This is a genomic window from Ruegeria sp. AA6 (genome assembly GCF_056542865.1).
The window spans coordinates 1-24,022 of record NZ_JBQGAN010000025.1 but is presented as its reverse complement, the minus strand read 5'-3'; the positions used below and the strand labels follow the sequence as shown (position 1 = coordinate 24,022).

At 55.9% G+C, this 24,022-nt stretch carries 22 protein-coding genes; 7 read left to right on the top strand and 15 right to left on the bottom strand.

Annotated features, from left to right (window positions below; all coding sequences use genetic code 11):
• Positions 1–5: 5 nt before the first annotated feature.
• The 6 genes from ACR0LN_RS20055 to ACR0LN_RS20030 all read right to left on the bottom strand — a co-directional run bounded on the left by ACR0LN_RS20055 (position 6) and on the right by ACR0LN_RS20030 (position 8,165).
• Positions 6–1,601: a FumA C-terminus/TtdB family hydratase beta subunit gene (locus ACR0LN_RS20055; protein WP_480432149.1), complete on the bottom strand. Its 1,596-nt coding sequence runs from the start codon at positions 1,599–1,601 to the stop codon at positions 6–8.
• Between the two features lie 233 nt (positions 1,602–1,834).
• Positions 1,835–2,923: an ABC transporter ATP-binding protein gene (locus tag ACR0LN_RS20050; protein WP_480432147.1), complete on the bottom strand. Its 1,089-nt coding sequence runs from the start codon at positions 2,921–2,923 to the stop codon at positions 1,835–1,837.
• A 3-nt stretch (positions 2,924–2,926) separates the two neighbouring features.
• Positions 2,927–4,582: an alpha-amylase family glycosyl hydrolase gene (locus tag ACR0LN_RS20045; RefSeq protein WP_480432145.1), complete on the bottom strand. Its 1,656-nt coding sequence runs from the start codon at positions 4,580–4,582 to the stop codon at positions 2,927–2,929.
• 9 nt (positions 4,583–4,591) lie between these two features.
• Positions 4,592–5,740 carry a carbohydrate ABC transporter permease gene (locus ACR0LN_RS20040; RefSeq protein WP_480432143.1) on the bottom strand — a complete coding sequence of 383 codons (1,149 nt, stop codon included), beginning with the start codon at positions 5,738–5,740 and terminating at the stop codon, positions 4,592–4,594.
• 3 nt (positions 5,741–5,743) lie between these two features.
• Positions 5,744–6,751 (bottom strand): carbohydrate ABC transporter permease, encoded by a 1,008-nt coding sequence (locus ACR0LN_RS20035; protein ID WP_480432140.1) that lies wholly within the window; start codon positions 6,749–6,751, stop codon positions 5,744–5,746.
• Between the two features lie 55 nt (positions 6,752–6,806).
• The gene (locus ACR0LN_RS20030) at positions 6,807–8,165 is read right to left on the bottom strand and encodes an ABC transporter substrate-binding protein (protein ID WP_480432138.1); all 1,359 of its coding nucleotides are present in this window, start codon (positions 8,163–8,165) and stop codon (positions 6,807–6,809) included.
• A 208-nt stretch (positions 8,166–8,373) separates the two neighbouring features.
• Here ACR0LN_RS20030 and ACR0LN_RS20025 point away from each other — a divergent pair, with 208 nt between their 5' ends.
• Together ACR0LN_RS20025 and ACR0LN_RS20020 are read left to right on the top strand one after the other, a co-directional pair.
• Positions 8,374–9,405: a LacI family DNA-binding transcriptional regulator gene (locus ACR0LN_RS20025; protein WP_480432136.1), complete on the top strand. Its 1,032-nt coding sequence runs from the start codon at positions 8,374–8,376 to the stop codon at positions 9,403–9,405.
• 2 nt (positions 9,406–9,407) lie between these two features.
• Positions 9,408–10,712, top strand: coding sequence for a GH1 family beta-glucosidase (locus ACR0LN_RS20020; RefSeq protein WP_480432134.1), 1,305 nt, complete (start codon positions 9,408–9,410; stop codon positions 10,710–10,712).
• Positions 10,713–10,764: 52 nt separating this feature from the next.
• Here ACR0LN_RS20020 and ACR0LN_RS20015 read toward each other — a convergent pair whose 3' ends face one another.
• From ACR0LN_RS20015 to ACR0LN_RS19995, 5 genes are all read right to left on the bottom strand, one after another.
• Positions 10,765–11,910, bottom strand: a complete 1,146-nt coding sequence (locus ACR0LN_RS20015) for an ABC transporter permease (RefSeq protein ID WP_480432131.1) — start codon at positions 11,908–11,910, stop codon at positions 10,765–10,767.
• Positions 11,907–12,833 (bottom strand): ABC transporter ATP-binding protein, encoded by a 927-nt coding sequence (locus ACR0LN_RS20010; protein WP_480432129.1) that lies wholly within the window; start codon positions 12,831–12,833, stop codon positions 11,907–11,909. The genes ACR0LN_RS20015 and ACR0LN_RS20010 overlap by 4 nt, the downstream gene beginning before the upstream one ends.
• Positions 12,830–13,705, bottom strand: coding sequence for an HlyD family secretion protein (locus ACR0LN_RS20005; protein WP_480432127.1), 876 nt, complete (start codon positions 13,703–13,705; stop codon positions 12,830–12,832). Before ACR0LN_RS20005 ends, ACR0LN_RS20010 begins: the two co-directional genes overlap by 4 nt.
• Before the next feature lie 198 nt (positions 13,706–13,903).
• Positions 13,904–14,794, bottom strand: a complete 891-nt coding sequence (locus ACR0LN_RS20000; RefSeq protein ID WP_480432125.1) for a haloalkane dehalogenase — start codon at positions 14,792–14,794, stop codon at positions 13,904–13,906.
• 74 nt (positions 14,795–14,868) lie between these two features.
• The gene (locus ACR0LN_RS19995) at positions 14,869–15,246 is read right to left on the bottom strand and encodes a hypothetical protein (protein ID WP_480432124.1); all 378 of its coding nucleotides are present in this window, start codon (positions 15,244–15,246) and stop codon (positions 14,869–14,871) included.
• Positions 15,247–15,372: 126 nt separating this feature from the next.
• On the opposite strand from ACR0LN_RS19995, the gene ACR0LN_RS19990 reads away from it, so the two are divergent.
• Positions 15,373–15,966 (top strand): TetR/AcrR family transcriptional regulator, encoded by a 594-nt coding sequence (locus ACR0LN_RS19990; RefSeq protein ID WP_480432122.1) that lies wholly within the window; start codon positions 15,373–15,375, stop codon positions 15,964–15,966.
• Between the two features lie 245 nt (positions 15,967–16,211).
• On the opposite strand, the gene ACR0LN_RS19985 is transcribed toward ACR0LN_RS19990, so the two are convergent.
• From ACR0LN_RS19985 to ACR0LN_RS19975, 3 genes are all read right to left on the bottom strand, one after another.
• Positions 16,212–17,888 carry a BCCT family transporter gene (locus ACR0LN_RS19985; RefSeq protein WP_480432120.1) on the bottom strand — a complete coding sequence of 559 codons (1,677 nt, stop codon included), beginning with the start codon at positions 17,886–17,888 and terminating at the stop codon, positions 16,212–16,214.
• Positions 17,889–17,972: 84 nt separating this feature from the next.
• On the bottom strand, positions 17,973–19,031 hold the full coding sequence (locus ACR0LN_RS19980; RefSeq protein ID WP_480432118.1) for an FAD-binding oxidoreductase: 1,059 nt from the start codon (positions 19,029–19,031) through the stop codon (positions 17,973–17,975).
• Between the two features lie 78 nt (positions 19,032–19,109).
• Positions 19,110–19,985 (bottom strand): LysR family transcriptional regulator, encoded by an 876-nt coding sequence (locus ACR0LN_RS19975; RefSeq protein ID WP_480432116.1) that lies wholly within the window; start codon positions 19,983–19,985, stop codon positions 19,110–19,112.
• A gap of 126 nt (positions 19,986–20,111) precedes the next feature.
• Between ACR0LN_RS19975 and ACR0LN_RS19970 the strand changes: the two genes are divergently transcribed.
• The 4 genes from ACR0LN_RS19970 (at position 20,112) to speB (ending at position 23,776) form a co-directional block, all read left to right on the top strand.
• Positions 20,112–21,194 carry an amidohydrolase family protein gene (locus ACR0LN_RS19970; protein WP_480432115.1) on the top strand — a complete coding sequence of 361 codons (1,083 nt, stop codon included), beginning with the start codon at positions 20,112–20,114 and terminating at the stop codon, positions 21,192–21,194.
• A 17-nt stretch (positions 21,195–21,211) separates the two neighbouring features.
• The gene (locus tag ACR0LN_RS19965; RefSeq protein WP_480432113.1) at positions 21,212–21,565 is read left to right on the top strand and encodes a Rieske (2Fe-2S) protein; all 354 of its coding nucleotides are present in this window, start codon (positions 21,212–21,214) and stop codon (positions 21,563–21,565) included.
• A 205-nt stretch (positions 21,566–21,770) separates the two neighbouring features.
• Complete coding sequence (locus ACR0LN_RS19960; protein ID WP_480432110.1) at positions 21,771–22,613, top strand: Rossmann-like and DUF2520 domain-containing protein; 843 nt, start codon at positions 21,771–21,773, stop codon at positions 22,611–22,613.
• Positions 22,614–22,810: 197 nt separating this feature from the next.
• Positions 22,811–23,776 carry an agmatinase gene (speB, locus tag ACR0LN_RS19955; protein ID WP_480432108.1) on the top strand — a complete coding sequence of 322 codons (966 nt, stop codon included), beginning with the start codon at positions 22,811–22,813 and terminating at the stop codon, positions 23,774–23,776.
• Here speB and ACR0LN_RS19950 read toward each other — a convergent pair.
• A partial coding sequence (locus ACR0LN_RS19950; RefSeq protein ID WP_480432106.1) for a hypothetical protein occupies positions 23,754–24,022 on the bottom strand: 269 nt, incomplete at its 5' end. The genes speB and ACR0LN_RS19950 overlap by 23 nt on opposite strands.

Here is a 24,022-nt window from a genome sequence, read left to right as displayed (position 1 = left end):
TTGACCTAGAACGTGGGTTTGCGGGTAAAGAAGTCTTCTCCCTTGTCGTCAATAATCACAAATGCCGGAAAATCCACGACTTTAATGCGGAAAACGGCCTCCATTCCGAAATGAGAGAAGTCCAGCGTTTCGATGCTTTTGATGACATCCTTGCCCAGAACCGCAGCCGCGCCGCCAACTGAGCCCAGAAAGAACCCGCCATGGTTCTTGCAGCTCTGCACGACCGACGGCGCGCGGTTGCCCTTGGCGATCATCACACGCGACGCGCCGAGCGCCTGCAACTCGGGCACATAGGGGTCCATCCGCGCCGCAGTCGTGGGGCCGAAGGATCCCGAAGCATAGCCTTCTGGCGTCTTGGCAGGACCCGCGTAATAGACCGGGTGGTTGTGGATGTATTCAGGCAAGTCCCTGCCTTCACGGATCATCCGGCCCAGTTCCGCATGGACCAGGTCCCGCGCGACGATCATGGTGCCGGACAGCAGGACCGGGCTGGAAACCGGCAGCGCAGACAGTTCGGCGCAGATATCGTCCATCGGTTGATCCAGATTGATCCGGGTCGCGGATTTCGCTGCGACATCCTGCGAGGGCAGGTACTGGGCCGGGTCATGTTCCAACTGCTCAACCCAAATGCCATCCCGGTCGATACGCCCCTTGATCTGACGATCCGCAGAACAGCTGACCCCCATACCAACAGGCAGGCTTCCCCCGTGGCGTGGCAGGCGGATGACACGCACGTCATGGCAGAAATACTTGCCGCCGAACTGAGCACCCAGCGACATATTGCGAGTCAGCTCCAGTATCTGCGCCTCAAGCTCAAGATCACGAAAGGCGCGGCCATCGGGACTGCCCGTTGTGGGCAGTTCATCCAGCTCCCTCGCCGAGGCCTGTTTGACGGCTTTCAGGCAGTGCTCGGCTGACAAACCTCCAATCACAATGGCCAGGTGATAAGGTGGGCATGCCGTGGTTCCCAGCGTGCGTATCTTTTCGTCAAAGAAGGCCAATATGCGCTTAGGCTCTAACAGACGTCGGGTTTCCTGATACAGGAACGTCTTGTTCGCTGACCCACCCCCTTTGGCCATGAACAGGAACTCCAGCGCATCGCCGCTGCGCGCCTCGATGTCAATTTGTGCTGGTAGGTTGGTGCCGGTGTTTTGCTCTTGATACATGCTTAGCGGGGCCATCTGCGAAAAGCGCAGGTTGCGCGTTTCCCAAGTATCTTTCACGCCCTGTTCGACAGCTTCGTGCAAATCACCCTGCACCAGCACGTTCTGACCCTTTTTGCCGTGGATGATAGCCGTGCCAGTGTCCTGACAGCTTGGAAACTCCCGCTCGGCTGAAATCACAGCATTCTTCAGCAGTTCCAGCGCCACATAGTGATCATTGGCCGAAGCATCAGGATCATCCAGAATGCCGCGCAACTGCGCCAGATGACTTGGGCGCAATAAATGTGAGACATCCGCAAAGGCGGTCGAGGTCAAAGTGCTGACCGCATCAGACGACACCCGAAGAAAGGTTTCCTCGCCAAAATTGGCTGTTGCAAGACCATTCTTGCCGAGATTTCGATAGCACGTTGTGCCGAAAGTTTTCGTTCTCTGGGTCATGCGCGGACCCTAGTGACCCTCGTAAGTTAATTCAATAGGTCTTATTTTTTGTGACCGTATGTTAAATTCTTCTTACTGTACTTGGTTTTCCCAAGTAGGCCCGTTTCACGCTAACCTTAATTCTAATGCAATAAAAACCATAAGGTTCGGCTAAGAGAAGTTTGACGTTCCGCATGGTTGGCTGCGCGCAAAAATATGTCCGTCGCCCAGCCAATTTGCTTTGATCACCTAGCCTATGAACGTTTCCGTATCGACAGACCATTGTGGAAAAGATGTACTTTGCTCGGGTCCGCGTTGAGCTTGACATCTTGCCCGCGCAGGTTTCGTTCGACACCGGGGAACTTGGCCACAATCCCCTCGGCGCCGGCCCGGCTGGCGAGATAAAGTAGAGTGACCTCTCCCAAGGCTTCGATGAAATCGACATTGCCTTCAAGGAACCCCGTGGCGTCGTCAGCAAAGAAATCTTCTGGGCGCACACCTACATTAACCTGCAAACCCATCTGTTCAGGGTCGGTTGGAATGGAAGAAACAACCGTACCGCCCGCGTCAAGAGTGACCGAGGTCTGCTCACCCGTTTTGGATATTTTCCCTGGCATCAAGTTCATCGAGGGAGAACCAATAAACTGCGCCACAAATTCGTTGTCCGGTGTTTCGTACAATTCCAGCGGCGTCCCGACCTGCGCGATGCCTTTATCGGCCAGAACGACGATCCGACTGGCCAGCGTCATGGCTTCGACCTGATCGTGGGTCACGTAGATCATGGTGCTGTCAGGCATCGCCTCTTTCAGACGGGCGATCTCGATACGGGTCGCAACGCGCAGCGCGGCGTCCAAGTTCGAAAGCGGTTCATCAAAAAGATAAACCTTGGGGTCACGCACAATCGCTCGACCGATGGCAACGCGCTGACGTTGACCACCGGAAAGGGCCTTGGGCAAACGGTCCAAGAACGGATCCAGTTGCAGGATCTGAGCGGCGCGTTCAACAGCACTGTTGATCTCTGCAGCGGGCATCTTTGCGATCTTCAGCGCAAAGGCCATGTTCTCGCGCACTGTCATATGCGGATAAAGCGCGTATGACTGAAACACCATCGCAATGCCCCGTTGGGCGGGGGGCACGTCATTCATGACCTGCCCTTCAATCTCTAGCGTACCACCAGTGATCTTTTCCAGCCCAGCGATCATCCGCAGCAAGGTAGATTTGCCACAACCTGATGGACCGACAAAGACGATCAGCTCACCCTTTTCGATGTCCAGATCGATATGCTTCAATACATCGACAGGACCATAGGATTTCGCCACATCCGTGAGCTTGAGTTCCGACATGGTTTACCCCTCGTCTCTGGCCATCAGACAGAATTGCGCGGGGTGCAGCATCACGCTGCCCTCGCCTTCGACGCCGCCGAGGTCTTGCCCGATGATACGCCAGTTGCCCTCGGGCAGATTGACCTGCTGCGCTTCTGCACCCAGATTGAAGGCGCAAAAAACAGTTTCAGACCCGTTTTCTCTTTTGAACGTCAAGACAGATCCGGCTTGCTCCATCTCGGATTGCGCGCCCGAGGCAAGTGCCGGATGGGCGTGGCGCAACGCAATCGCGCGGCGGTAGTGGTGAAGCAGCGACTGGCCGTCCGCCTCCAGCCGATCCACGGCCAGTTCGGATTGCGCGGCGCTGACCGGCAACCAAGGCTCACCCGTGCTGAAACCCGACTGTTCGTCCTGCGCCGTCCAGACCATGGGCGTGCGGCAGCCGTCACGGCCTTTGAACTCGGGCCAGAACTCGATGCCGTAGGGGTCTTGCAGGCGTTCGAAGGGGACATCTGCTTCGTGCAAGCCCAGTTCCTCACCTTGGTAAAGACAGGCGGAACCGCGCAGACACATCATCAATACCGCGTGTTGACGCGTTGCGACCTCGCTTAACTCCCAACGTGAGGCGTGGCGTTGCACGTCGTGGTTCGAAAACGCCCAGCATGGCCAAGCATCGCCAGCCTTGGATTCGAGCTGATCGAAGACCTGTTTTGCATAACTGGCTGTCAGCGCGCGCTTTTCGAGGAATTCGAAGGCATAGCACATATGCATCCGCTTATCGCCCGACGTGTACTCACCCATGATCTCCAGCCCGCGCTGCGCGTCGCCGACCTCGCCCAGACAAGCGCGGTCTTCGTATTCGTCCGTCAGGGCACGCAGCCGTTCAAGGAAGGCAATGTTTTCGGGCTGACTTTTCGAATACAGGTGGTTTTGGTGGTTATACGGGTTAACCGCTGGCGCGATTGAGGCGTTACGCTCTTCGACCGGCAGGGCGGGATTGTCGCGCAGCTGTTTGTCGTGGAAATAGAAGTTGATGGTGTCCAGACGGAACCCGTCCACACCCATATCCAGCCAGAACCGGGCAACATCCAGCAACGCGTTCTGAACGTCTGGATTGTGAAAGTTCAGATCCGGCTGCGAAGTCAGGAAGTTGTGCAAATAGTATTGCAGGCGGCGCGGGTCCCACTGCCAAGCCGAGCCACCAAAGATCGCCAACCAGTTGTTGGGCGGTGTACCGTCCGGCTTTGGATCGGCCCAGACGTACCAATCGGATTTGGGGTTGTCCCGGCTGGTGCGGCTTTCGGCGAACCACGGATGTTGATCTGAGGTGTGCGACATTACCAGATCAATCATCACTTTCAGACCCTTGGCATGGGCCTGATCCAGCATTTCGCGAAAATCCTCCAACGAGCCGAACATCGGATCAACGTCGCGGTAATCGCTGACGTCATAACCGAAATCCTTCATCGGAGATTTGAAGAAGGGCGAAATCCAGATCGCATCGACCCCCAGCGCGGCGATATAATCCAGACGTTGGGTGATCCCCTTCAGGTCACCGATCCCGTCGCCATTGCTGTCCTGAAAGCTGCGCGGGTAAATCTGATAGATCACGCCGCCACGCCACCAGTCAGACGCTGCTTTGGTTGATTTGGAAAGTTCCACAGTATTCTGCACGTTCATCAGACGCCTCTATTTGACGGACCCGGCCAACAGGCCCCGGACCAGGTATTTTTGCATTGCGAAGAAGACGACCAGCGGCACGAAGATCGACACAAAGGCCGCGGTTGCCAGAATTTCCCAGTTGCCGCCGCGTGTCCCCAAAAGCTCGACTATGCGGTTGGTCATCACGGTGGTCTGGCCGGTTGCGTCGATCAGAAAGACCTTGGCCACCAGAAGATCGTTCCACGTCCACAGGAACTGGAAAATCGCGAAGGACGCGAGCGCCGGGAAGCTGAGCGGCAGGATCAGCTTGGTGAAAATCTGGAACTCGGTCGCACCATCGACGCGGGCGTTCTCGATAAGGTCGCGCGGCAGCCCGGCCATGTAGTTGCGCAACAAATAGATCGCCAGGGGCATCCCAAAGCCCGTATGGGCCAGCCAGACGCCAAGATAGCCTTTCCCGATCCCTATATTCAGGTGGAACTTCAGCAGCGGGATCAAAGCCAGTTGCAGCGGGACAACCAGCAGGCCAACCACGGCCGCGATCAGCAAAGCACGACCCGGAAACTCCATCCACGCTAAAGCATAGGCCGCGAAGGCAGCAACAAGGATCGGGATGATCGTGGCGGGGATCGTAACCGTCAGCGTGTTAAAGAACGCCTTGGCCATACTGTCCGTGCTGCTCTGATCCAGAAGAACCTTTTTGTAATTGTCCAGCGTGAACTCGGGCGGCAGCTCTGCCGTCACGAACACACGCGCGCCGCGTTTTCCTGTGAACTCTTCGGCGCTCTCCATGCGGTAGTTGCCGTCCGCATCGACGGTGATCGTGCCGCCTCGGCGCAGTTCGGCTGTTTCACCGGGTGCAAAGGCGCCGATATCGCGCGCGCTGATGCCCCATGTGGAGATATTGATTTGCTCGTCATCGCCAAACAGCTGACCCTCGATGACATAGATCTCACCCTCCAGCACCTGCGTGTCGGGTGCCGCGCTGCGTAGGGTCAGGTTTTGTTCGGACGGGAACAGTGATCGCCACCACCCGCTGTTGGAAATCTGGTCCGCCGTGCGAAAAGACGAGATCAAAAGCCCCAGAGTTGGAATGATCCATAAGACCACAAGAAAAACGACCGAGGCATGGACGACCCAGCGTAGAGCTGGTTTGGTTCCGGCAATATCGTTCATGGCCTACTCCATTTCCTTGCGCGCATTGCGCACATTCCAAATCAGGATTGGGGTGACCAGCAGCATGATCACCATGGCCGAAGCCGAACCCACCCCCCAGTCATTGGCGCGAAACAGCTTGTCATACATGTAATTGGCCAGAACCTGCGTCTCCCACTGGCCGTTGGTCATGGCAAAGACGATGTCGAAGACCTTGAGAACAGTGATCGTGATTGTCGTCCAGACCACCAGTATAGTGGTCTTGATCTGCGGCACCTTGATCTTGAAGAAAATCTGAAACGGGTTGGCGCCGTCCAGAATGGCAGCCTCGATGGTTTCCTCGGGGATACCGCGCAGAGCCGCCGACAGGATCACCATGGCAAAGCCTGTTTGAATCCAGACCAGAACGATCATCAGGAAGAAGCTGTTCCAAAAAGGAACCGTCAGCCAAGTTTGCGGCTCGGCCCCACCAAAGAAGATATAAAGCGCGTTCAGGATGCCAATTTGGTCCTGCTCTGCGGGGCGGGCATCGTAGACCAGTTTCCAGATCACCGAAGCGCCGACGAATGAGATCGCCATTGGCATAAAGATCAGCGACTTGGCGAAGTTGCCCCAGCGGATGCGGTCGGTCAGCTGCGCCACCAACAGCCCGAAAGCGGTGGACATGGCTGGCACCACGATCAGCCAGAACATGTTGTTGCGCATGGCCTCCCAGAATTTCGGCTCAGCCGCCATCTGGGTGTAATTGTCCAATCCGACCCACTTGTACCCGCCACCGGGCACGCGTTCGGTTAGCGACAGACGCAACGTTTCAACCACCGGATAAGCCAGGTACAGGCCCAACGCAGCGAGCGCCGGGAACAAGAACAGCCAGGGCCGGATCATGTTCGCCCGGTTGATGTTCCGCCCGGCGTTTGGTCCGCGCGGCGGAAACAGGACTTTGTCCAAGAACTGGTTCGAAAGGTAGAAGTAGCCCACGCAACCCGACACACCAATTATGATGGTCAGCAGGCCCTGAAGTGCCGGTGTCATGATGCCCTCGTCGGTTTGGAAACGGGGCGGTCGTGGAACCGCCCCACCGTCTCACTTACTTCGCAGCATCCCACGAAGACTGGATTTCACCGGCAACCGTGGCCGCATCCTTCGCACCCGAGGAATAGTCGACCATGCCCGTCCAGAAGGTGCCTGCACCAACCGCGCCCGGCATCAGGTCGGATCCGTCAAAGCGGAACGTGGTGGCATTGGTCAGAATTTCGCCCTGCCCCCGCTGGGTGTCGTTGGCGTAATTCTCAGGATTTGCGCCAAGATGCGGTGTCAGGAATCCGTCCTGAGACATCATGATCTCATGCGCGAAGGGGGTTTTGAGGAATTCCATGAAAACCTCAGCCGCTGGGCTTGGGTTTGTCACGGTGAACAAAGTGCCCGCACCCAGAACCGGAGTACCCAGATCTTTTTCGGCGTATGCCGGGAAGTAGAAGAAATCCGCATCCACACCCAGCTCGGTTCCTTCCGGGAAGTAAGCAGGAATGAATGATGCCTGACGGTGCATCATGCAGGCAGGCGGGCTGTCGAACAGACCCTTGGGGCTGTCGCGGAAGTCAATTGCGGCTGTGTCATCGGCGTCGCCCACGACATAGTCGTCATTGCGGGTAAAGCTGCCGTACTCCTCAATCACCTCAATCACGCGCGGATCGTCGAACTTCATTTCATTCGACACCCATTGGTCATAAACTTCGGGCGGTTGAGTGCGCAGCATCAGGTCTTCGACCCAGTCGGTCGCAGGCCAGCCAGTGGCGCCACCCGACGCAAGACCCACGCAAAGCGGTGTCTCGCCATCTTCGACCATCTGATCCATCAGAGCCTTGAACTCTTCCATGGTCTGCGGAACTTCGTAACCAAAGTCCTCGAAATTCTCGGGGATGTACCAGACCAGCGACTTGACGTTCACATTGAAAAAGAAGCCGTAAAAGTCCTTGGCCCCTTCGGCGTTTTCAAAAGTACCCAGATCGACCCAGGACTGCCCGGCGGCAAAATTATCCTTGATCCAGTCCGCAGACCCTTCGGCAAGAGGTGTCAGATATCCGTTCTTCGCCATGTTCGCGGCCAGACCCGGCTGTGGGAAAACCGTCAGGTTTGGCGCCGAACCAGCGGCAGCGTCGATTAGAATCTGCTGCTCAAGAGAATCCGATCCGACGTAGCTGGAATTCGCTCCGGTGGCCTGATCAAAATAGGCGACCAGATTTTCAAACGACTTCCCCTCGCCTGCAAGCCACGGACCGAAAATGGTCAGGTCCTGGCCGCTCAGATCATGAGCGTCGGCAAATGCCTGAAAACCGTCCCAGTCAAAGCCGCCTTCGCCAACGGGGTGGATCAGCTCACCCTGTGCCTGGGCCGCCCCAGCCACCAAGGCAAATGTGGCCGCACCTGCATAAAGCGCGTTTCTCATGAATCTTCCTCCCAAAAATTTCTAGCGCCTAAGAGACTCAGCATTCAAAGCGCTTTGGATTTGCCGTTTATCCGTTAACATCTTCCCTCTGTCAATAACCCCGTTGCAAACTTAAAAACTAAAGAAGCTTGCGGAAACAGGTTGACGGAAAGGGTATTTGCCCACACAACAGGGAACAAACAGAAACTTGAAAGCGCTTTGAATCACCATGAACCTAAAGCAGCTCTCAGAAATCCTTGCCCTTTCGCAGACGACCGTCAGCCGCGCGCTGAACGGCTATCCCGAAGTGAGCGAGGAAACCCGGATGCGCGTTCAGGCGGCCGCTGCGAAGCATGGCTATCGCCCGAACAGTCGCGCCAAAGGGCTGGCGACTGGCAAATCCATGGTGATCGGGCACGTGATTCCCAGTTCGTCCCAACACGAGATGGTCAATCCGATCTTTGGTGACTTCGTTGCCGGCGCTGCGCGAACATACGGCGTGCATGGCTATGACATGATGTTCACTACGGCCGATGATACCTCGCTCGAAGGGACTTATCGCAGCCTGTTTCAACGCGGCGCCGTGGATGGTGTCGTATTGCAAGGCCCAAAGGTCAACGAGCGGCGCATCGAGTTGCTAAACCAGATGGCGGTGCCGTTTATCGTACACGGACGTTCCACCGGGATAGATGCAGAGTATGACTGGATTGATGTGAACAACAAAAGTTCATTCCAGCGCGCGACGCAGTTTCTGATCGATCTGGGGCATCGACAGATTGCTCTGATTAACGGGCTTGAGGATATGGATTTCGCACAGCGCCGCCGCGCCGGGTACCTTCAGGCCCTGGAACAGGCAGGCTTGACGCCGGACCCGCAACTGATGCGCAGCGCCGAGATGACCGAGGTCTACGGACATCAGGAAACCCGCAATATGCTGCAGCTGGATACTCCGCCGACAGCCATTCTGGCATCTTCGATGATTTCAGCGATCGGTGTGCGGCGAGCATTGGACGAGGCCGGGCTTCGGATTGGCCGGGATGTCTCGGTCATTGCTCATGACGATGACCTTTCGTACCTAAAAAACGGGCAGGATGTGCCGATTTTCACAGCAACGCGGTCCTCGGTCAGACAGGCAGGAGAGTTGGCCGCGGAAATGCTGATCGAGCGGATCAAGTCGCCCAACGACCCGGTTAAAACCAAATTGCTTGAGGCGGAGCTGGTCGTCGGCACGTCCACTGGCCCTGCGCCCAACAGGATGTGACGATGCAGTATAAACGCAGTGATTTTCCGTCGGATTTTGTCTTTGGAGTCGCCACCTCGGCCTATCAGATCGAAGGGCACGCCCAAGGCGGGGCCGGTTCGACGCACTGGGATACGTTTGCGGCGACGCCGGGCAACGTGGTGCGTGGGGAAAACGGCGATCTGGCCTGTGATCACCTCAACCGGTTTGAACAGGACCTCGATCTTGTGCGCGACGCAGGGTTTGACTGCTATCGCTTCTCGACCAGTTGGGCACGCGTGATGCCCGAAGGGCGCGGGGCCATCAATCAAGCAGGTTTGGATTTTTACGACCGCTTGGCTGACGCGCTATTGGAACGTGGCATCCGCCCCTGCGCGACGCTTTACCACTGGGAACTGCCATCGGCTTTGGCTGATCTGGGCGGTTGGCGCAACCGGGATATCGCCGGTTGGTTCGCAGATTTCACCGAGGTCATCATGGGCCGGATCGGTGACCGGATGCACAGCGTTGCCCCGATCAATGAACCGTGGTGTGTCAGCTGGCTGAGCCATTTCGAAGGACACCACGCCCCTGGACTACGGGACATACGAGCAACAGCGCGCGCCATGCACCACGTCCTGCTGGCCCATGGCAACGCCATTCAGACAATGCGTGGGTTGGACATGTCCAATCTTGGCGGCGTGTTCAATCTGGAATGGGCCGAACCCGCTGACGACAGTCCCGAGGCCCAACAGGCCGCTGCGCTTTACGATGGTATCTACAACCGGTTCTTTCTGGGCGGCGTGTTTCACAAAGCCTATCCGCAGAACGTGCTGGAAGGGCTGGAACCCCACCTTCCGTCCGGTTGGCAGGATGATTTCGACACCATCGGCACCCCCGTCGACTGGTGCGGGATCAATTATTACACCCGCAAACTGATCGCCCCTGCGGACACGGCCTGGCCCGGTCTGACCGAAGTGCCGGGCCCCTTACCTAAAACCCAAATGGGATGGGAGATAGACCCCGCCGCCCTAAGTCGGTTCCTGGTCCGAACAGCGCGCGAATATACCGGAGACCTGCCGATCTACGTGACCGAGAACGGCATGGCCAGCCCGGAACGTCGACAAGACGAAGATCGCATCAGCTATCTTGACCAACACTTTTCCGCTGTTCAGGACGCCCTTAACCAAGGTGCGCCGGTCAAAGGGTATTTTGTGTGGTCCCTGTTGGACAATTACGAATGGGCCTTGGGATACGAAAAGCGCTTTGGCTTGGTGGATGTGGATTTCGACACGATGAAACGCACCCCCAAAGCTTCGTACCTTGCGTTGAAAGAAATGCTGGCCTGAGACCGCACTGATGCATCAGGGAAACTGGCCGACACTCGATTTCAACCCAGTCTTAACCCAAACGTTTCTTGAATCTAAGCGTTGCAGCCAACAATCCGAAAACGGCAAAGCCTATCATCCAAAGGATTTCCCAGCGCAATTCGTATAGTGAAGCGTCACGCAGGACGACGCCGCGGATCATGTCCATGAAATGCGTTGCTGGCAGGACTTGCGCGATGATCTGGACCGTTTGCGGCATACCGTCAAAGGGAAACATGAACCCTGACATCAGGATCGACGGCAAAAGGATAAAGATGGTCATCTGCATCGACTGAAGCTGATTTTGGGCGAGTGTCGAGATGACCAGCCCCAGAGAGAGGCTGGCAATGATGAACAGCAGCGTCACCACCAGCAAAGTGCCCAGCCCGCCATTTATAGGGACATCAAACAGAACGTGCCCAAGGCCCAGGATGATCACCACCTGAATAAGACCAAGAAAAATGTAAGGGATGATCTTGCCGACCATCAGTTCGATCGACTTGATCGGAGTGTTGATCAGCATCTCCATATTGCCACGCTCACGCTCGCGCACGATGGCTGCCGAGGTGAACAAGATCATCGTCATGGTCAGGATAACACCCACAAGGCCCGGCACGATGTTTACGGCGGATCTCTGTTCGGGGTTGAAGTACAGCGTCACCTCGAATGTAGGAACCTGCCGGTTCGGTGGCAGTTTCAGCAGTTCGGTTAAAGGCATCGTCCGCAGGGATTTGATCGCGCTTGCGACCATCGTGTCCGAGCCGTCAACGATCCAATGGGCGACAGGCCGGCTGCTGGTCAGATCGGTTGAATCGGGCAGACCAAGCCCGACAGAAGGGCTGCGCGCAAGTCGCTGGCTGACATCCGGTGGGATGATCAGCGCGGCACGCACGCGGGACTCGGTGATCGCGCGCTCCGCCTCTTGCGGGGTCGTCAGTTCTTCGGTGATCGTCACGACCTGCGTGGCTTGAACGATTTGTGCCAAAGTGCGGGACAGCTCGGTTCTGGACTGATCCACCAGCGCAACCGGAACATGACGCAGGTTGGTGTTGATCGCATAGCCAAACAACAGCAACTGGATCAGAGGGATCATGATCACCATCGCAAAGGTCATCTTGTCCCGACGCAGTTGGAGCAATTCTTTCTTCAAAACGGCGGCAATTCGGCGCGGCGAGATCATTGTTCCGGCTCCCTCGTCGCACTTACAAAGACGTCTTCCAGATTTGGTCGTTGTGGCGTCAGCGACAGGCCCTGAAACGCGCCAAGTTGGCCGCGCAACATGTCCACTGGCTGAGGTTCGGACTTGTCCACCAACACGCGCAGGCGTGAGCCAACTTGCGCGGTCGACAGGATTTTGGGCTTGCCGTCCAGCGCATGTTTGACCTTTCTCAGATCCGGCCCCTCAACCTCGACGACATCGGCTTGCAGATCATCCATCAACTGGCGCGGAGACCCATCCGCCTTTTTTACTCCGTGCTGCAGGATCGCCAAACGGTGGCAGCGCTCTGCCTCATCCATGAAATGCGTGGATACGATCATCGTCGCGCCCTGATCGACCAGATCGAATAATTGTTCCCAGAATGTCCGGCGTGTTTCGGGATCAACGGCAGAGGTCGGTTCGTCCAGAAACAGCAGCTTTGGTCGGTGCATGACAGTTGCCGCAAGAGCCAGCTTTTGCCGCTGACCACCGCTCATGCTGCCGCTGAGCTGATGGACATTCGTCGTCAGATCATAGGTGTGCAGCAACTCGTCAATCCGGTCTTTCGCCGACCTAACGGGAATGCCATAGATTTCTGCCGCGAACCTCAGATTTTCCAGCACTGTCAGGTCGCGGTAATAGGAAAAAATCTGGGTCATGTACCCGATTTCATTCTTCAGCGGCTCTGCTGCTTCGGGCATGGACTGACCCAGAACAGAGATCGCGCCGCTGCTGGGCGTCAGCAACCCGGTCAACATGCGCATAGTCGTTGTTTTGCCACAGCCATTAGGGCCTAGAAACCCGTAGATCTGGCCTGTTCGTATCTCAAGATCCAGATTGTTGACCGCTGTATTCTCACCAAAACGCCGGGTCAGCCCCTGCGTCGAGACGACGACATCATTCATGGCATGGGAACCTGCACTGGCACTCCGGCAGGTAAGTCAGGCGATGCGTTGGGCAGGTCAATCTCGGCCAGATACACAAGCCGCGTCCGGTCATCCTTGTTCAAACCGTAATAGGGCGTGAACGATGCGTCGTCGCTGATCCATCGGATGACGCCATCCAGTGGATGGTCGAGCCCATCAACGCGCACTTCCAGCGTGTCGCCGGGCTTTAGATTAACGCGATGCGGTTCGGGCAGATAGACGCGCGCATAGGGTGTTTGGCCTGTCACCATCACGGCGACCGGGCTGCCATACGTCACACGTTCCCCAAGGTTCCAGGGCAGCGAATCCAACACCCCATCGCGGGTCGCAACAACCGTCAGGTCATCCAGAACCGTCTGTTCGGCTTCGACCGAAGCCCTTGCCGCCCTTACATTGGCCTCGGCAACCGCCAGGTCTTCGGGACGGGTGCCGTTTTGAAGTTCGTTCAGGGATTCCTGAGCGCTGGCCAATTCGGCCCGTGCAGAATCTCGCAGAGCCAGATCATTTGCAACCTGCGCCTCTGTTACAACCGAGTTTTCGACCAGCCGGGCGTTTCGGTCATAAATGGCCTCAGCATCGGCCAGCCGCGCGACAGCACCGGCGACCTTGGCTTCAGCAATCGCAATCTCTTCTTCTCGCGGCCCAACCTGTAACTTCAAAAGTGTGGCCTCTGCTTTTTCAAGCTCGGCCTGCGCCAGATTCAGTTTCGCGGTTTGCAAAGTCGGATCAAGCTGAACCAGTGTGTCGCCCGCCTTGACGACGGTCCCCTCGGTAACAGGCAAATCGACAACGATTTCGTTGGCGGTTGCGGTCAAAGCCACCCGGTCCCGGGCCAATACGCCCAGGGCCACACTGGTATCGGAACCAGAGCACCGATCAAGAAACGCCGGCAATATTGCCGCGAATATCAAAGGTATAGGGATCGACATATTCAGCAAGGCATTCCTCCCTTCACTTGCCCGCGCACGCGTCGGGACTGCCCTCAAAGCATACAGTCAGGAAATCCAATTTGTATATACCGCCCACCGGCCACATTTGGCTGAACATAGTCATCTGGGCAGTCGGCCCAGCCATTCCTCCAACTTTTGTCCGATCAGATGCGGATTGTCTTCCTGAAGGAAATGAATGCCTTCACCGATATCCACCACTTTGAGGTTTTGGATGGTCTGACGGCACCAGGACACCTCGGCCGGGCCAATGGTGCCTCCGGGCGTGGCATGGAACATAAGCATCGGGGTCTGGGTTTTGCCCAGCCAGCGGCTGTAACCGCTAACGATATCATGAACATCCGTAGGTTTTCCGTCGATTGGTATTTCACACGGCCAGACCCGCACCGGTTTTCGACTGCGCGCTGTGGGGAAAGGCGCGCGGTAGTGCGCCATCTCTTGCGGTGTCAAATCGCGCACGATGGCGCTTGGCAGGATTTTCTCGACGAACATGTTGAGCCCCGAGATCATCATCCACCCCAAACCGGGCGTTCGCATCATCCGAAACCCGGCGCGGAAATCGGGCGGGAATCCGGCCCAACTCATCGGGCGAACGACGCCTTCCATGAACGCGATACCGCGAATGTTCTCGGGATGCCGGTGGGCATAGTGAAAACCCAGCCCCGAGCCCCAGTCATGGATAACCAGCGTGACTTCCTTCAACCCCAGCGCCTTGATGAACCCGTCCACGAAAGGGACGTGATCGACAAAGCGATACGGGATGTCGGGCTTGTCTGATTTACCCATCCCGATCAGATCCATGGCGACGGCGCGGCCCCGCCTGGCAGCATAGGGGATTATGTTGCGCCACAAATAAGACGAGGTCGGATTGCCATGCAGAAACAGAACCGGCGGGCCTTCGCCCTCGTCGACATAGTGGATGCGCTGCCCATTCACCTCGACATATTTCGATTCAAATGGGAAGTCGGAAGAAATCGCCTTTTGGGTGGTCATTGAGCGGTCCTCACTGACTTGATCGTCAAATTCAATTATATGGTTCATCAGAATACCTGCGCGCTGAAAGTACTTCAGCCGCGATAGGCGAAATACGCGCGGACCGATGTGGTAAAGGTCAGGCACATGCTGATGATCGCTATGATAAAGCCAATAACCGCGGTCGCCGGTATCGACACCAGAAAATCAAGGGCGATCGCTGCACGGATTCCGATCATGCTTCGCTTGAGGATAGAAACGACGATACCTGCGAAAGTCAGCATGTAACCCAGCATCGTATAGAGCATCAGGTTGGCAGCTTGCGGACCGACCAGTTCTCCGACTTGAAGCCCAAAAAATTTGAAGGCCGCGAAAAACCCAAAGGCCAGCAGGATTTTGAGCGCGTTCAAAATGAAGATCACGCGCAAGGTAACAGGCTTTGAAGCCCCGAATGCCGGGTCGATGGTGGTCATTTCATATCTCCCTTTTCTGATCTGGTTGCGCAGTCGACACGGTAATTGCGGCTGCACTCCAGCAATGCTATCCATGCGGATAGAAATATTACTATCCGCGCGGATAGAAAAGGCAAGGAGAAATCTGTGGCGCGAAAACGCAAGGCGGATCACGACAGTGCTGTGGCGGGTGCGCTCGACCTGTTTTGGCGGCGGGGATACCACGGCGCCAGCACGCGGGAGCTGGAGCAGGAGACGGGCCTGACCCGCTTTACCCTGCAAACCACCTATGGTGGGAAAGAGAAGTTTTTCCTAAAGACTTTAGACACTTATCTGGACAATGCCGAGGCCGGGCATTTTCCCGACCCGAACACTTTTACACTGGATGATCTGGGGGATTGGTTCAGGGGTATTGCTTCGGACGAACGCATGCCGAAGATTGAGGATTCAGGCTGCCTTGCCTTCAATTCGATCAGTTCATTTGACAGAACCGATCAAGAAGTGAATGCCAGAATCGAGAGGTATCTACGTGCGCTGGAGGACCGGTTTTCAGCAATACTTAGCCGTGCCAAGGCGGAAGGGGTCGCGCGAAAAGACCTAGACCCGGATGAAGCCGCGCGGTTGTTGATCGGCTTGTTGCTGGGGCTACACACAATCATGAAAGCGAGGACATCAGACCAGTTCCCGCAAAGCTACGCCGAGGCGGCAGTTGGACTGATCGAGGGGTGGAAAACGCGATAGGCAATGGATCGGGTCGCCGCTGAGTGCCGAAAACCAAGTATGAACGGGCTTTTTTGATTAGAATGCGACACTGGCGGTGCGCATATTCACCCTAATAAATTTGCCATGAGTAAGACCTAAGATCTTTAACGCCTTCCAATTGTAAACGTTTCCAAAACAGAAATTGCGTGGGCATAATGCCCACGCATTTTTTTGATTGGCCGCAATGTTTGGTTTGCCAGCTTCTTAGCGTAGATCGACTTTCGTCAGTTGGCTTCTTCGGCTTCCCCAAAGGTGCTCTGCACTCCGTGCGACGATCGGATGCTGTCGCGCCAGATCGCTTTGATCAGGGCGATACACATCAGCACCATCACCAGAGAGAAAGGCAGCGCCCCGATTACCATCGCGGTTTGGATCGCCTTTAGGCCACCGACCAGCAAAAGAGCAGCCACAACCAAACCCAGCGCAACACCCCAGAAAATGATATGGGGACGCGCCTTTGGACCTTCGTCTCCCGCCGCATTGATTGTGTTGACGATAAGCACCGCCGAGTCCGCCGATGTCACCAGATACGTCATCAGCAGAACAACGATGACGATAGCCATCATCCAGCCCAGCAATTCGCCCAACATGAAGCCGGTCATCGCAAAGATTTTGTCACCATCGGAAGCGCCAAAGATGATGCCGTCAGCGCCGCCATTAAGCTCCAGATCAATCGCGGTTCCACCAGCGAACGCGAACCAGATAAAGCACATCAGCGCGGGCACGATCACAGCACCCAACACAAACTCTCGAATGGTGCGACCACGCGAGATGCGGGCTAGGAACAGTCCAACAAATGGCGCAAATGCGACCCACCAAGCCCAGTAGAATACCGACCAACTGCCTTGCCAGCCTTCCAGGCTGTCCGCGACTCCGCCGGTTCCGTCACCGCGGAAAACGGTAAACAGCATTCCCGGCAGTGCGAGAAGATACTCCCATACACCGATGAACAGAGCGTGTAGCCCAAAGAAGGTCGCTCCGAAGATCAGGAAGAAGGACAGCAGGAAAATCGACAGGGCCATGTTCAGGTTCGACAGCCATTTGATGCCTTTGCCCACACCTGACAGGGCCGACAGGGTCGACGCGCCCATGATCACAACGATCGCAAAGATGATCCCGACCGAGGATGCTGTACCTTCATCATTCAGCAACCATTCACCGATCCCGATCCGGGCCATACCTGCAACGAATTGTTCGACTCCGAAACCCAAAGTCTGCGCAACACCCAGGATGGTCGCAATCACCGCAACGATGTCGATGGCGTGGCCCAACCAGCCCGACAGACTGGAACCAAACAATGGTGTCAGGGACGAACGAATGGTCAGCGGCAATCCGCGGCGATAAGCAAAATAGCCAAGACCCAAGCCGGCTATGGCGTAGGAAGCCCAGGCCGAGAAACCCCAATGCAGGTAAGACCACTTATAAGCGTTCAGAACGTTGTCAGCCGAAGCTCCGGTCGCAAGACCCTGCAGAACCTCGGGGTTGTTCTTGAAATGGTAGACTGGCTCTGCCACGGCCCAGGTCAACATCCCAACACCGATCCCAGCCCCGAACATCATGGAAAACCACGAGAAGTTCGAAAACTCGGGCACGTCGTCTTCCATGCCAATTTTTAAACGCCCTGCTGCGGGCCAGATCGCCAGTCCGATACAAACCAGAACGAAAAGGGCCATGACGTAGATGTACCAACTAGCAAAGTTGGAAAGGATAAAGCTGTTGAAACCGGACAGAACCGTTCCGGCCTGCTCGGGGAAGGCGACCGCCCATATCACAAGGCCGCCTACCGCGAGCTTTGCCGTTACGGTTACGTCGACACTGAATCCCGAATAAAATCCGCTATCTGCAGTTTTAATCGGCAGGTCCGTCAACGGCTCTGGTATTTTTGTGTCATCATTTGACATCTTAGTCCTCCCATTGGATTGCCAGAATTTTTTTTGGTGAAACGGTTCCTCCGTTTTCTTTTGTTTTGTCGAATTTCGCGCCAGTCACGCGTCCAGCGCGACCGGACCTTTTGGCCAACTGCAACAGGCCAGCACATACCCTTGCTCGGTGTCGCCAGGCAGCAAACCACCCATGTCCTGCATGTCGACTTCGCCTTGGGTCAGGCGCACCTTGCAGTTGCCACACACCCCCTGCTGACAGGCGGAATCGATCCAGACCCCAGCGTTGAGCGCAGCCTCAAGCAGGGTTTCCCCTTCATTGGCGTGACCGTGCAGGCCACTAAGCGAGAAATAGACCTCGCCCCCGGTGCCTGCGCTTTCTTCGATCGTGATCTTCTCGCCAAAGCTTTCCTCATAGAAGCCGGCAAACGGAATGACCGAGGCCGCGTCGCGTGCGGCTTTCATGAAGCCTTCGGGGCCACACATGAAAATGCTGCGCTCGGCGTGATCCGGGACAAGACGCTTTAGAAGCTCTGCGGATATCTGACCGGTTTCGCCTTTGAACTCGTTGTCCGCTTCATCGACGACGGTAACGACAGTCACGTTGGCGAACCGACGGTTCAGAAACTCAAGCTGATCGCGGAAGATGATGTCTTTCGGCGAGCGCGCGAAATGCACAAAAACGATGTCATTGGGCAAGGTCACATCGGTGACATACTGCAGCATCGACATAACCGGTGTGACACCTGATCCCCCGGATAGAAACAGTGGTTTGTCGCTGGGAATATCCACCCAGTTGAAGCCCCCGGTGATGTCGGCAATCTCAACTTCGGTTCCAGGGGTCATCTGATCGTTCAGATAGTTGGACACTACCCCGCCGGGCACCCGCTTGACGGTGACCTGAATGTTGTGGGGCCGCGTTGGCGTGGACGAGATCGAATAAGCGCGCACCTGTTGTGTGCCGTCGATGTCAAAGCAAAACGTCACATACTGACCAGGCTTGAAATCGAAGCTGCGGCTTTGGGTGTCTTCAAATACGAAGGTCTTGCTGTCATGCGTTTCGTCGATCACAGCTTTGCAGATCAAAGTGGCTGGCCCACCCGAGTAGCAGGGTTGGTTATTGGCTGAACTCAGTGAAAACGGACTGTCCGTTGCGACGAGCATCTTGCGGAAACCTCCAGAATAGGGTTCGCGCGAGAATAATTATGGGGAAACTCGAGGAAACGGCCCAGAATTGCGGTATCAATCGGTTAAACCGATTGATCGCTGTTGCACCAATTCTTTGAATAGCGCCACCGCTTGCGCCACCAGCGGGTCGTGCCGTTTCCGCATATGAACTATTGAATAGATGGGCTGCGGCATGACCGGCGCATCTTCAACGCGTCGCAAGCCCGAACCGTTCTCTAACAGACCCGGGGCAGCAAAACCGGGAAAATATGCCGTTCCACCATTTTTTTTCAAAAAGTCCAACGCCAGATCATCGCTACCTACAACTGTCGAGCTTTGAGGTTGGTCCGAAAAAGCCTCATCATGCTGGCGATCAAAATAGGATGTGTAGGCCACATTAATGTAGCGGGACCAATTCACATCGCCGAAGTGATCGCAATCGGTCGACAACATCACATAGTTTTCGCTACCCAGTTCGGCGACGTGCATGTCAGGCACCCGCTGCGGTACAAAAACAATTCCGATGTCGGTCTCGCCCGTCAGGACATCGCGCTGTATTTGCTGCGAAAAGTTGGCCTCTAGATAAAGGTCAAGGCGCGCGGTCCGTTCCCGGACTTTATGCGCCCAGTCAATCAGAACGGATCGCGCAAGACTGAACTGAACCGAAATTCGCAGGCGCTGTCTGTTGCCTGCGGTACCAGCCTCAACATCGCGCCGCGCCAGGCTCCAAGCGGCCAGCAGCGACCGGCAATGGGTTTCAAAGCGCCGCCCGGCGGCTGTCGGCTCGGCCCCGCCGCGACCACGTTCAAACAAGCGCGTGTCGAGTTCCTGTTCCAACTGTCGGATACGGGCGCTGACCGTGGATTGGGTCACGTTGAGACGTTCGGCCGTCCGGTTGAAGTTCCGTGTTTCCAGAACGTCCAAATAAGTGATCAAGAGGTGGCGATTCATTTAATCGATATTATCGATTGATACGCAATTTTCAATTGTATTTATTTGCCTAATTATCGCCGATATCAATCGCCTTTGAACAAGAAAAAACGCCCGCGCATTCGGCGCCAGCAACAGGAGAAGTTCATGTTCATCGTTGATTGCGACTGCCACAATTACTGGTGCAGTGCCACGGTTCTGGAACCTTATATGGAGGGTCTTTTCAAAGACATGTTCGTCCGGGGAGAGCGCACAGGGCCGCGCGGTGCGTTTCCTCATGGCCACCGTCCCTGGTTCCACCCCGAAGGCTTTGCCCGGCATGACGTGAACCCGATCGAAGAAGACGACAACTATTTGATCATGAAGGAAAAGCACCTCGATAAATACAAAATCGACGCAGCGATTCTAACCGGGGACGAACCTATCGAGGCTTCGACGCTGGCCAACCCCTATTATGCCAACGCGCTGTGCAAAGCGTACAACGATTACATGATCGACTATTGGCTACCCAAGGATGAACGGTTCTGGGGTTCCATTGTGGTGGCACCGCAGGATCCGCACCTAGCCGCTGCTGAAATTCGCCGGGTTGGCGGGCATCCTCGCATTGTTCAGGTTCTGGTAAGCCACGGCGCAGCACGCCCATACGGCGATCCCTTCTACCATCCGATCTATGAAGCCTGTGCCGAAATGGGTCTGCCATTCGCCATGCATCTTGGCGGACAGGGTGGCATCAACTCGACACCCATCGGGGCCGGGCCTTCGACCTTCTTCTGGGAAACTCACGCGATCCTACCGCAGACAGCAATGACCCACATGGCCAGCCTGATCGCACACGGCGTGTTCGAGAAATGGCCCGAGCTGAAGGTGGTGATCATCGAATGTGGCGTCGCCTGGGTGCCTTCGGTCCTGTGGCGTCTGGACGCCAACTACAAGGCGCTGCGCAAGGAAACGCCATGGCTCAAACGTCTGCCATCCGAATACTTCAAGTCCAACATCCGCATGTCGACCCAACCCTTGGAGCAACCGGCAAACATCCAACATCTGTGGGCCACGCTTGAGGCTATGGATGGCGAGAACACCCTGATGTTTGCGTCAGACTATCCGCACTGGGATTACGACGACGTCAACAAACTGCACGTTCCACCCGCATGGCGCGAGAAGATCTTCGGGCTCAACGCGCTGGACGTCTACACCCGCCTGCCGCGCCCAATGGCGCATGCCGCTGAATAACGAAGGTACCTGCGACCATGGCAAACAAGCATTTCGCCTGCAAAACTGACGAAGTTCCCAGCGATGCAGCAAAAATCGTAACTGTTTCGAACATGCCCATCGGCGTCTTCAGACTGGAAGATGGCTACCACGCCCTGCTCAATATCTGCCCTCACAAAGGCGCTGCTCTATGTGAAGGCCCGGTCTGCGGCACGACCCGTGAAACCGACGCGACCGAGTTCGTATATGACCGCGTCGGTGAGATCGTCCGCTGTGCCTGGCACGGCTGGGAATTCGATATTCGCAGCGGCGAGTTCCTGGTGGACTCGTCCATCAAGACCCGCCGCTTTGACGTATCGCAAGAAGGCGACGAGCTTTACGTCCACATCTGACGACCCTTACCGGAGCTCCCTCCGATGTGAACAACTGATCCGTGTCCGTTGTGACCAACTGGCGCTGCCCAATATACCGGGTAGCGCCTTTTTTCCCGGCTGCTGCTATTCTTAGATAAACCTTTATGGGCAGGCATGTGCTACATGTCCTAGAGACAGATTCAGAAAGCCAAGGAAAAGCTGTACCCCGATTGTTGGACGTGTAATGCACCGGAATAATGTAAACCTGATTGGCGCTGGAAAAGTCGGGAAGACATTCCTGGCTTTGCTGAACGATTCAGAAACTTTCCAAATACAGGACGTTCTGAGTGCAAGTTTTGCTTCCGCTCAAGAGGCCGTCAAAGAAGTTGGAACAGGCCGCGCCGTGGAACATTTGTCGGATCTTCGGCCCGCAGATCTTTGGATCCTTGCAGTCCCTGATACCAAAATATCTACGGTTGCGTCTGACTTGTCCGCTGAACTCTCTGGGGCGGATGCGACCCAAAAATCAGTTGTTTTTCATTGCAGTGGGTTTTTCCCGGCCGATGAGATGGCACCATTGCGCCAATTGAACTGGAGTCTGGCAAGCATGCATCCGGTCCTGTCTTTCGCTGATCCCGCTAAGGCCAAGGAGCAATTCAACGGTGCGCTTTGTGGCCTGGAAGGAGACGAAGACGCCTTGACCTTCCTGCGACCTGTACTGGAATCCTTGGGGGCTGAGTGTTTCTCGATCCGCTCTGAGGGCAAAAGCCTTTATCATGCTGCGGCCGTGATTTCGAACAACTTCGCCGTCGTTTTGCAGGCGATTGCGCGAGAAGCCTGGACCGAAGCTGGTGTGACCAGTGATGTCGTTGAACGTCTGAATGCAAAACTGCTGGATAGCACAGTTGAAAACGTAAATGCCCTTGGACCACAACATGCGCTTACGGGCCCCGCGGCCCGGGGTGACGAAAATGTTGTTACATCTCAAGGTGAAGATGTCGCGCGCTGGCATCCCGTCGCAGGCGAAGTTTACCAAACACTAAGCGATCTGGCGCGCGCACTTAAGCTATATGGTTCGACCAGATAGTACCTGCCCCCGGTGCGTCCACTCCACCCTTCGACCGCAACCCGTTCACAACCATCGCCGTATTCTGGAAATGGTCTGTGACGCACCGCCTTCCTGATCATTTTGTTGATCGTAACTGGGTTGCTGATAGCCTACCCAAAATCGCACTGTTCCTGCCGGAACTGGCCTATCGCTGAACCAAAAGAAACGGAGAAATCATGTCGGGACATGGTTATGAATCTGGTCGTCTGAACCTGCCTTTTGTTGGTATCTCAACCTTTGGCAAAAAACCCTATGTTGAAAACTGGGACGAGATTGACGCCGATGTGGCCATCTTAGGTGCGCCATACGACTTCGGCTGCCAATTCCGCTCGGGCGCACGGTTTGGTCCGCGTTCGGTACGCGAAGCTTCAACCTTGTTCAGCTTCGGCCATGCCGGAGCCTATGATCACGAAGATGACGCCACATATTTGGGCGAAGACGTACGCATCGTCGATCTGGGCGATGCCGACATTATTCACACCAAGACCGAAGAAAGCCACGCCAACATCGAATATGGCGTCAGGAAGATCCTCGACGCGGGTGCGATCCCTGTCACCATCGGCGGTGATCATTCGGTCAACATCCCCTGTATCAATGCCTATTCCGAGGATTGCGCCAAGAACGGCCCGATCCACGTGATCCAGATCGATGCACATCTGGATTTTGTGGACGAGCGCCACGGAGTCACTGTCGGCCACGGCAACCCAATGCGCCGCGCAATCGAGAAAGACTACGTATCCGGCATGACCCAATTGGGAATACGCAACGTGTCGTCCACCGCAAAAGAAGGCTACGATGACGCCCGCGCCCGCGGGTCAGACATTCTGTCCGTTAGGCAGGTTCGCAAGCTTGGTACCCAAGGCGTACTGGATCGCATCCCAGAAGGCAGCCGCTACTACGTTACCATCGACATTGACGCCTTCTGCCCCTCGATTGCTCCGGGTACAGGAACGCCCAGTCACGGTGGGTTCCTGTACTATGACGTGTTGGAAATCCTGCAGGGGCTGAGCAAACGTGGAGACGTGGTCGGCATCGATCTGGTCGAGGTGGCCCCGGCCTATGACCCCTCGGAAAGCACTCAAATCCTGGCAGCGCAGCTACTGCTGAACTTTATCGGCTTTATCTTTCACAATAGAAATTAGTTTTTCTTCCGGCGGCTATTTCCTCGCGAAATTTAGCTGCAAACTGACATGCATCAACCGTGCATGCTGGGTGTTCTGCTGCAAAGAATTGCTTAGGCCAAACCATACTATATGGATGATGGTGTTGCGTCGTCAGCCCCAAGAGGTGACGAAACCTGAGAACGGCGGTGAGAAAGTCGACCACGGTAGCGGCGGGATAACCCTGCTGCGGGCGGCGTAAAAGTCGTCCATCTTTGCCCTTCTTTT

What these genes read in the sequence shown, in the direction of transcription:
- ACR0LN_RS20055 (WP_480432149.1), bottom strand. Translation starts at nt 1,601, where the DNA reads ATGACCCAGAGAACGAAAACTTTCGGCACAACGTGCTATCGAAATCTC.
- ACR0LN_RS20050 (WP_480432147.1), bottom strand. Translation starts at nt 2,923, where the DNA reads ATGTCGGAACTCAAGCTCACGGATGTGGCGAAATCCTATGGTCCTGTC.
- ACR0LN_RS20045 (WP_480432145.1), bottom strand. Translation starts at nt 4,582, where the DNA reads ATGAACGTGCAGAATACTGTGGAACTTTCCAAATCAACCAAAGCAGCG.
- ACR0LN_RS20040 (WP_480432143.1), bottom strand. Translation starts at nt 5,740, where the DNA reads ATGAACGATATTGCCGGAACCAAACCAGCTCTACGCTGGGTCGTCCAT.
- ACR0LN_RS20035 (WP_480432140.1), bottom strand. Translation starts at nt 6,751, where the DNA reads ATGACACCGGCACTTCAGGGCCTGCTGACCATCATAATTGGTGTGTCG.
- ACR0LN_RS20030 (WP_480432138.1), bottom strand. Translation starts at nt 8,165, where the DNA reads ATGAGAAACGCGCTTTATGCAGGTGCGGCCACATTTGCCTTGGTGGCT.
- ACR0LN_RS20025 (WP_480432136.1), top strand. Translation starts at nt 8,374, where the DNA reads ATGAACCTAAAGCAGCTCTCAGAAATCCTTGCCCTTTCGCAGACGACC.
- ACR0LN_RS20020 (WP_480432134.1), top strand. Translation starts at nt 9,408, where the DNA reads ATGCAGTATAAACGCAGTGATTTTCCGTCGGATTTTGTCTTTGGAGTC.
- ACR0LN_RS20015 (WP_480432131.1), bottom strand. Translation starts at nt 11,910, where the DNA reads ATGATCTCGCCGCGCCGAATTGCCGCCGTTTTGAAGAAAGAATTGCTC.
- ACR0LN_RS20010 (WP_480432129.1), bottom strand. Translation starts at nt 12,833, where the DNA reads ATGAATGATGTCGTCGTCTCGACGCAGGGGCTGACCCGGCGTTTTGGT.
- ACR0LN_RS20000 (WP_480432125.1), bottom strand. Translation starts at nt 14,794, where the DNA reads ATGACCACCCAAAAGGCGATTTCTTCCGACTTCCCATTTGAATCGAAA.
- ACR0LN_RS19995 (WP_480432124.1), bottom strand. Translation starts at nt 15,246, where the DNA reads ATGACCACCATCGACCCGGCATTCGGGGCTTCAAAGCCTGTTACCTTG.
- ACR0LN_RS19985 (WP_480432120.1), bottom strand. Translation starts at nt 17,888, where the DNA reads ATGTCAAATGATGACACAAAAATACCAGAGCCGTTGACGGACCTGCCG.
- ACR0LN_RS19980 (WP_480432118.1), bottom strand. Translation starts at nt 19,031, where the DNA reads ATGCTCGTCGCAACGGACAGTCCGTTTTCACTGAGTTCAGCCAATAAC.
- ACR0LN_RS19975 (WP_480432116.1), bottom strand. Translation starts at nt 19,985, where the DNA reads ATGAATCGCCACCTCTTGATCACTTATTTGGACGTTCTGGAAACACGG.
- ACR0LN_RS19970 (WP_480432115.1), top strand. Translation starts at nt 20,112, where the DNA reads ATGTTCATCGTTGATTGCGACTGCCACAATTACTGGTGCAGTGCCACG.
- ACR0LN_RS19965 (WP_480432113.1), top strand. Translation starts at nt 21,212, where the DNA reads ATGGCAAACAAGCATTTCGCCTGCAAAACTGACGAAGTTCCCAGCGAT.
- ACR0LN_RS19960 (WP_480432110.1), top strand. Translation starts at nt 21,771, where the DNA reads ATGCACCGGAATAATGTAAACCTGATTGGCGCTGGAAAAGTCGGGAAG.
- speB (WP_480432108.1), top strand. Translation starts at nt 22,811, where the DNA reads ATGTCGGGACATGGTTATGAATCTGGTCGTCTGAACCTGCCTTTTGTT.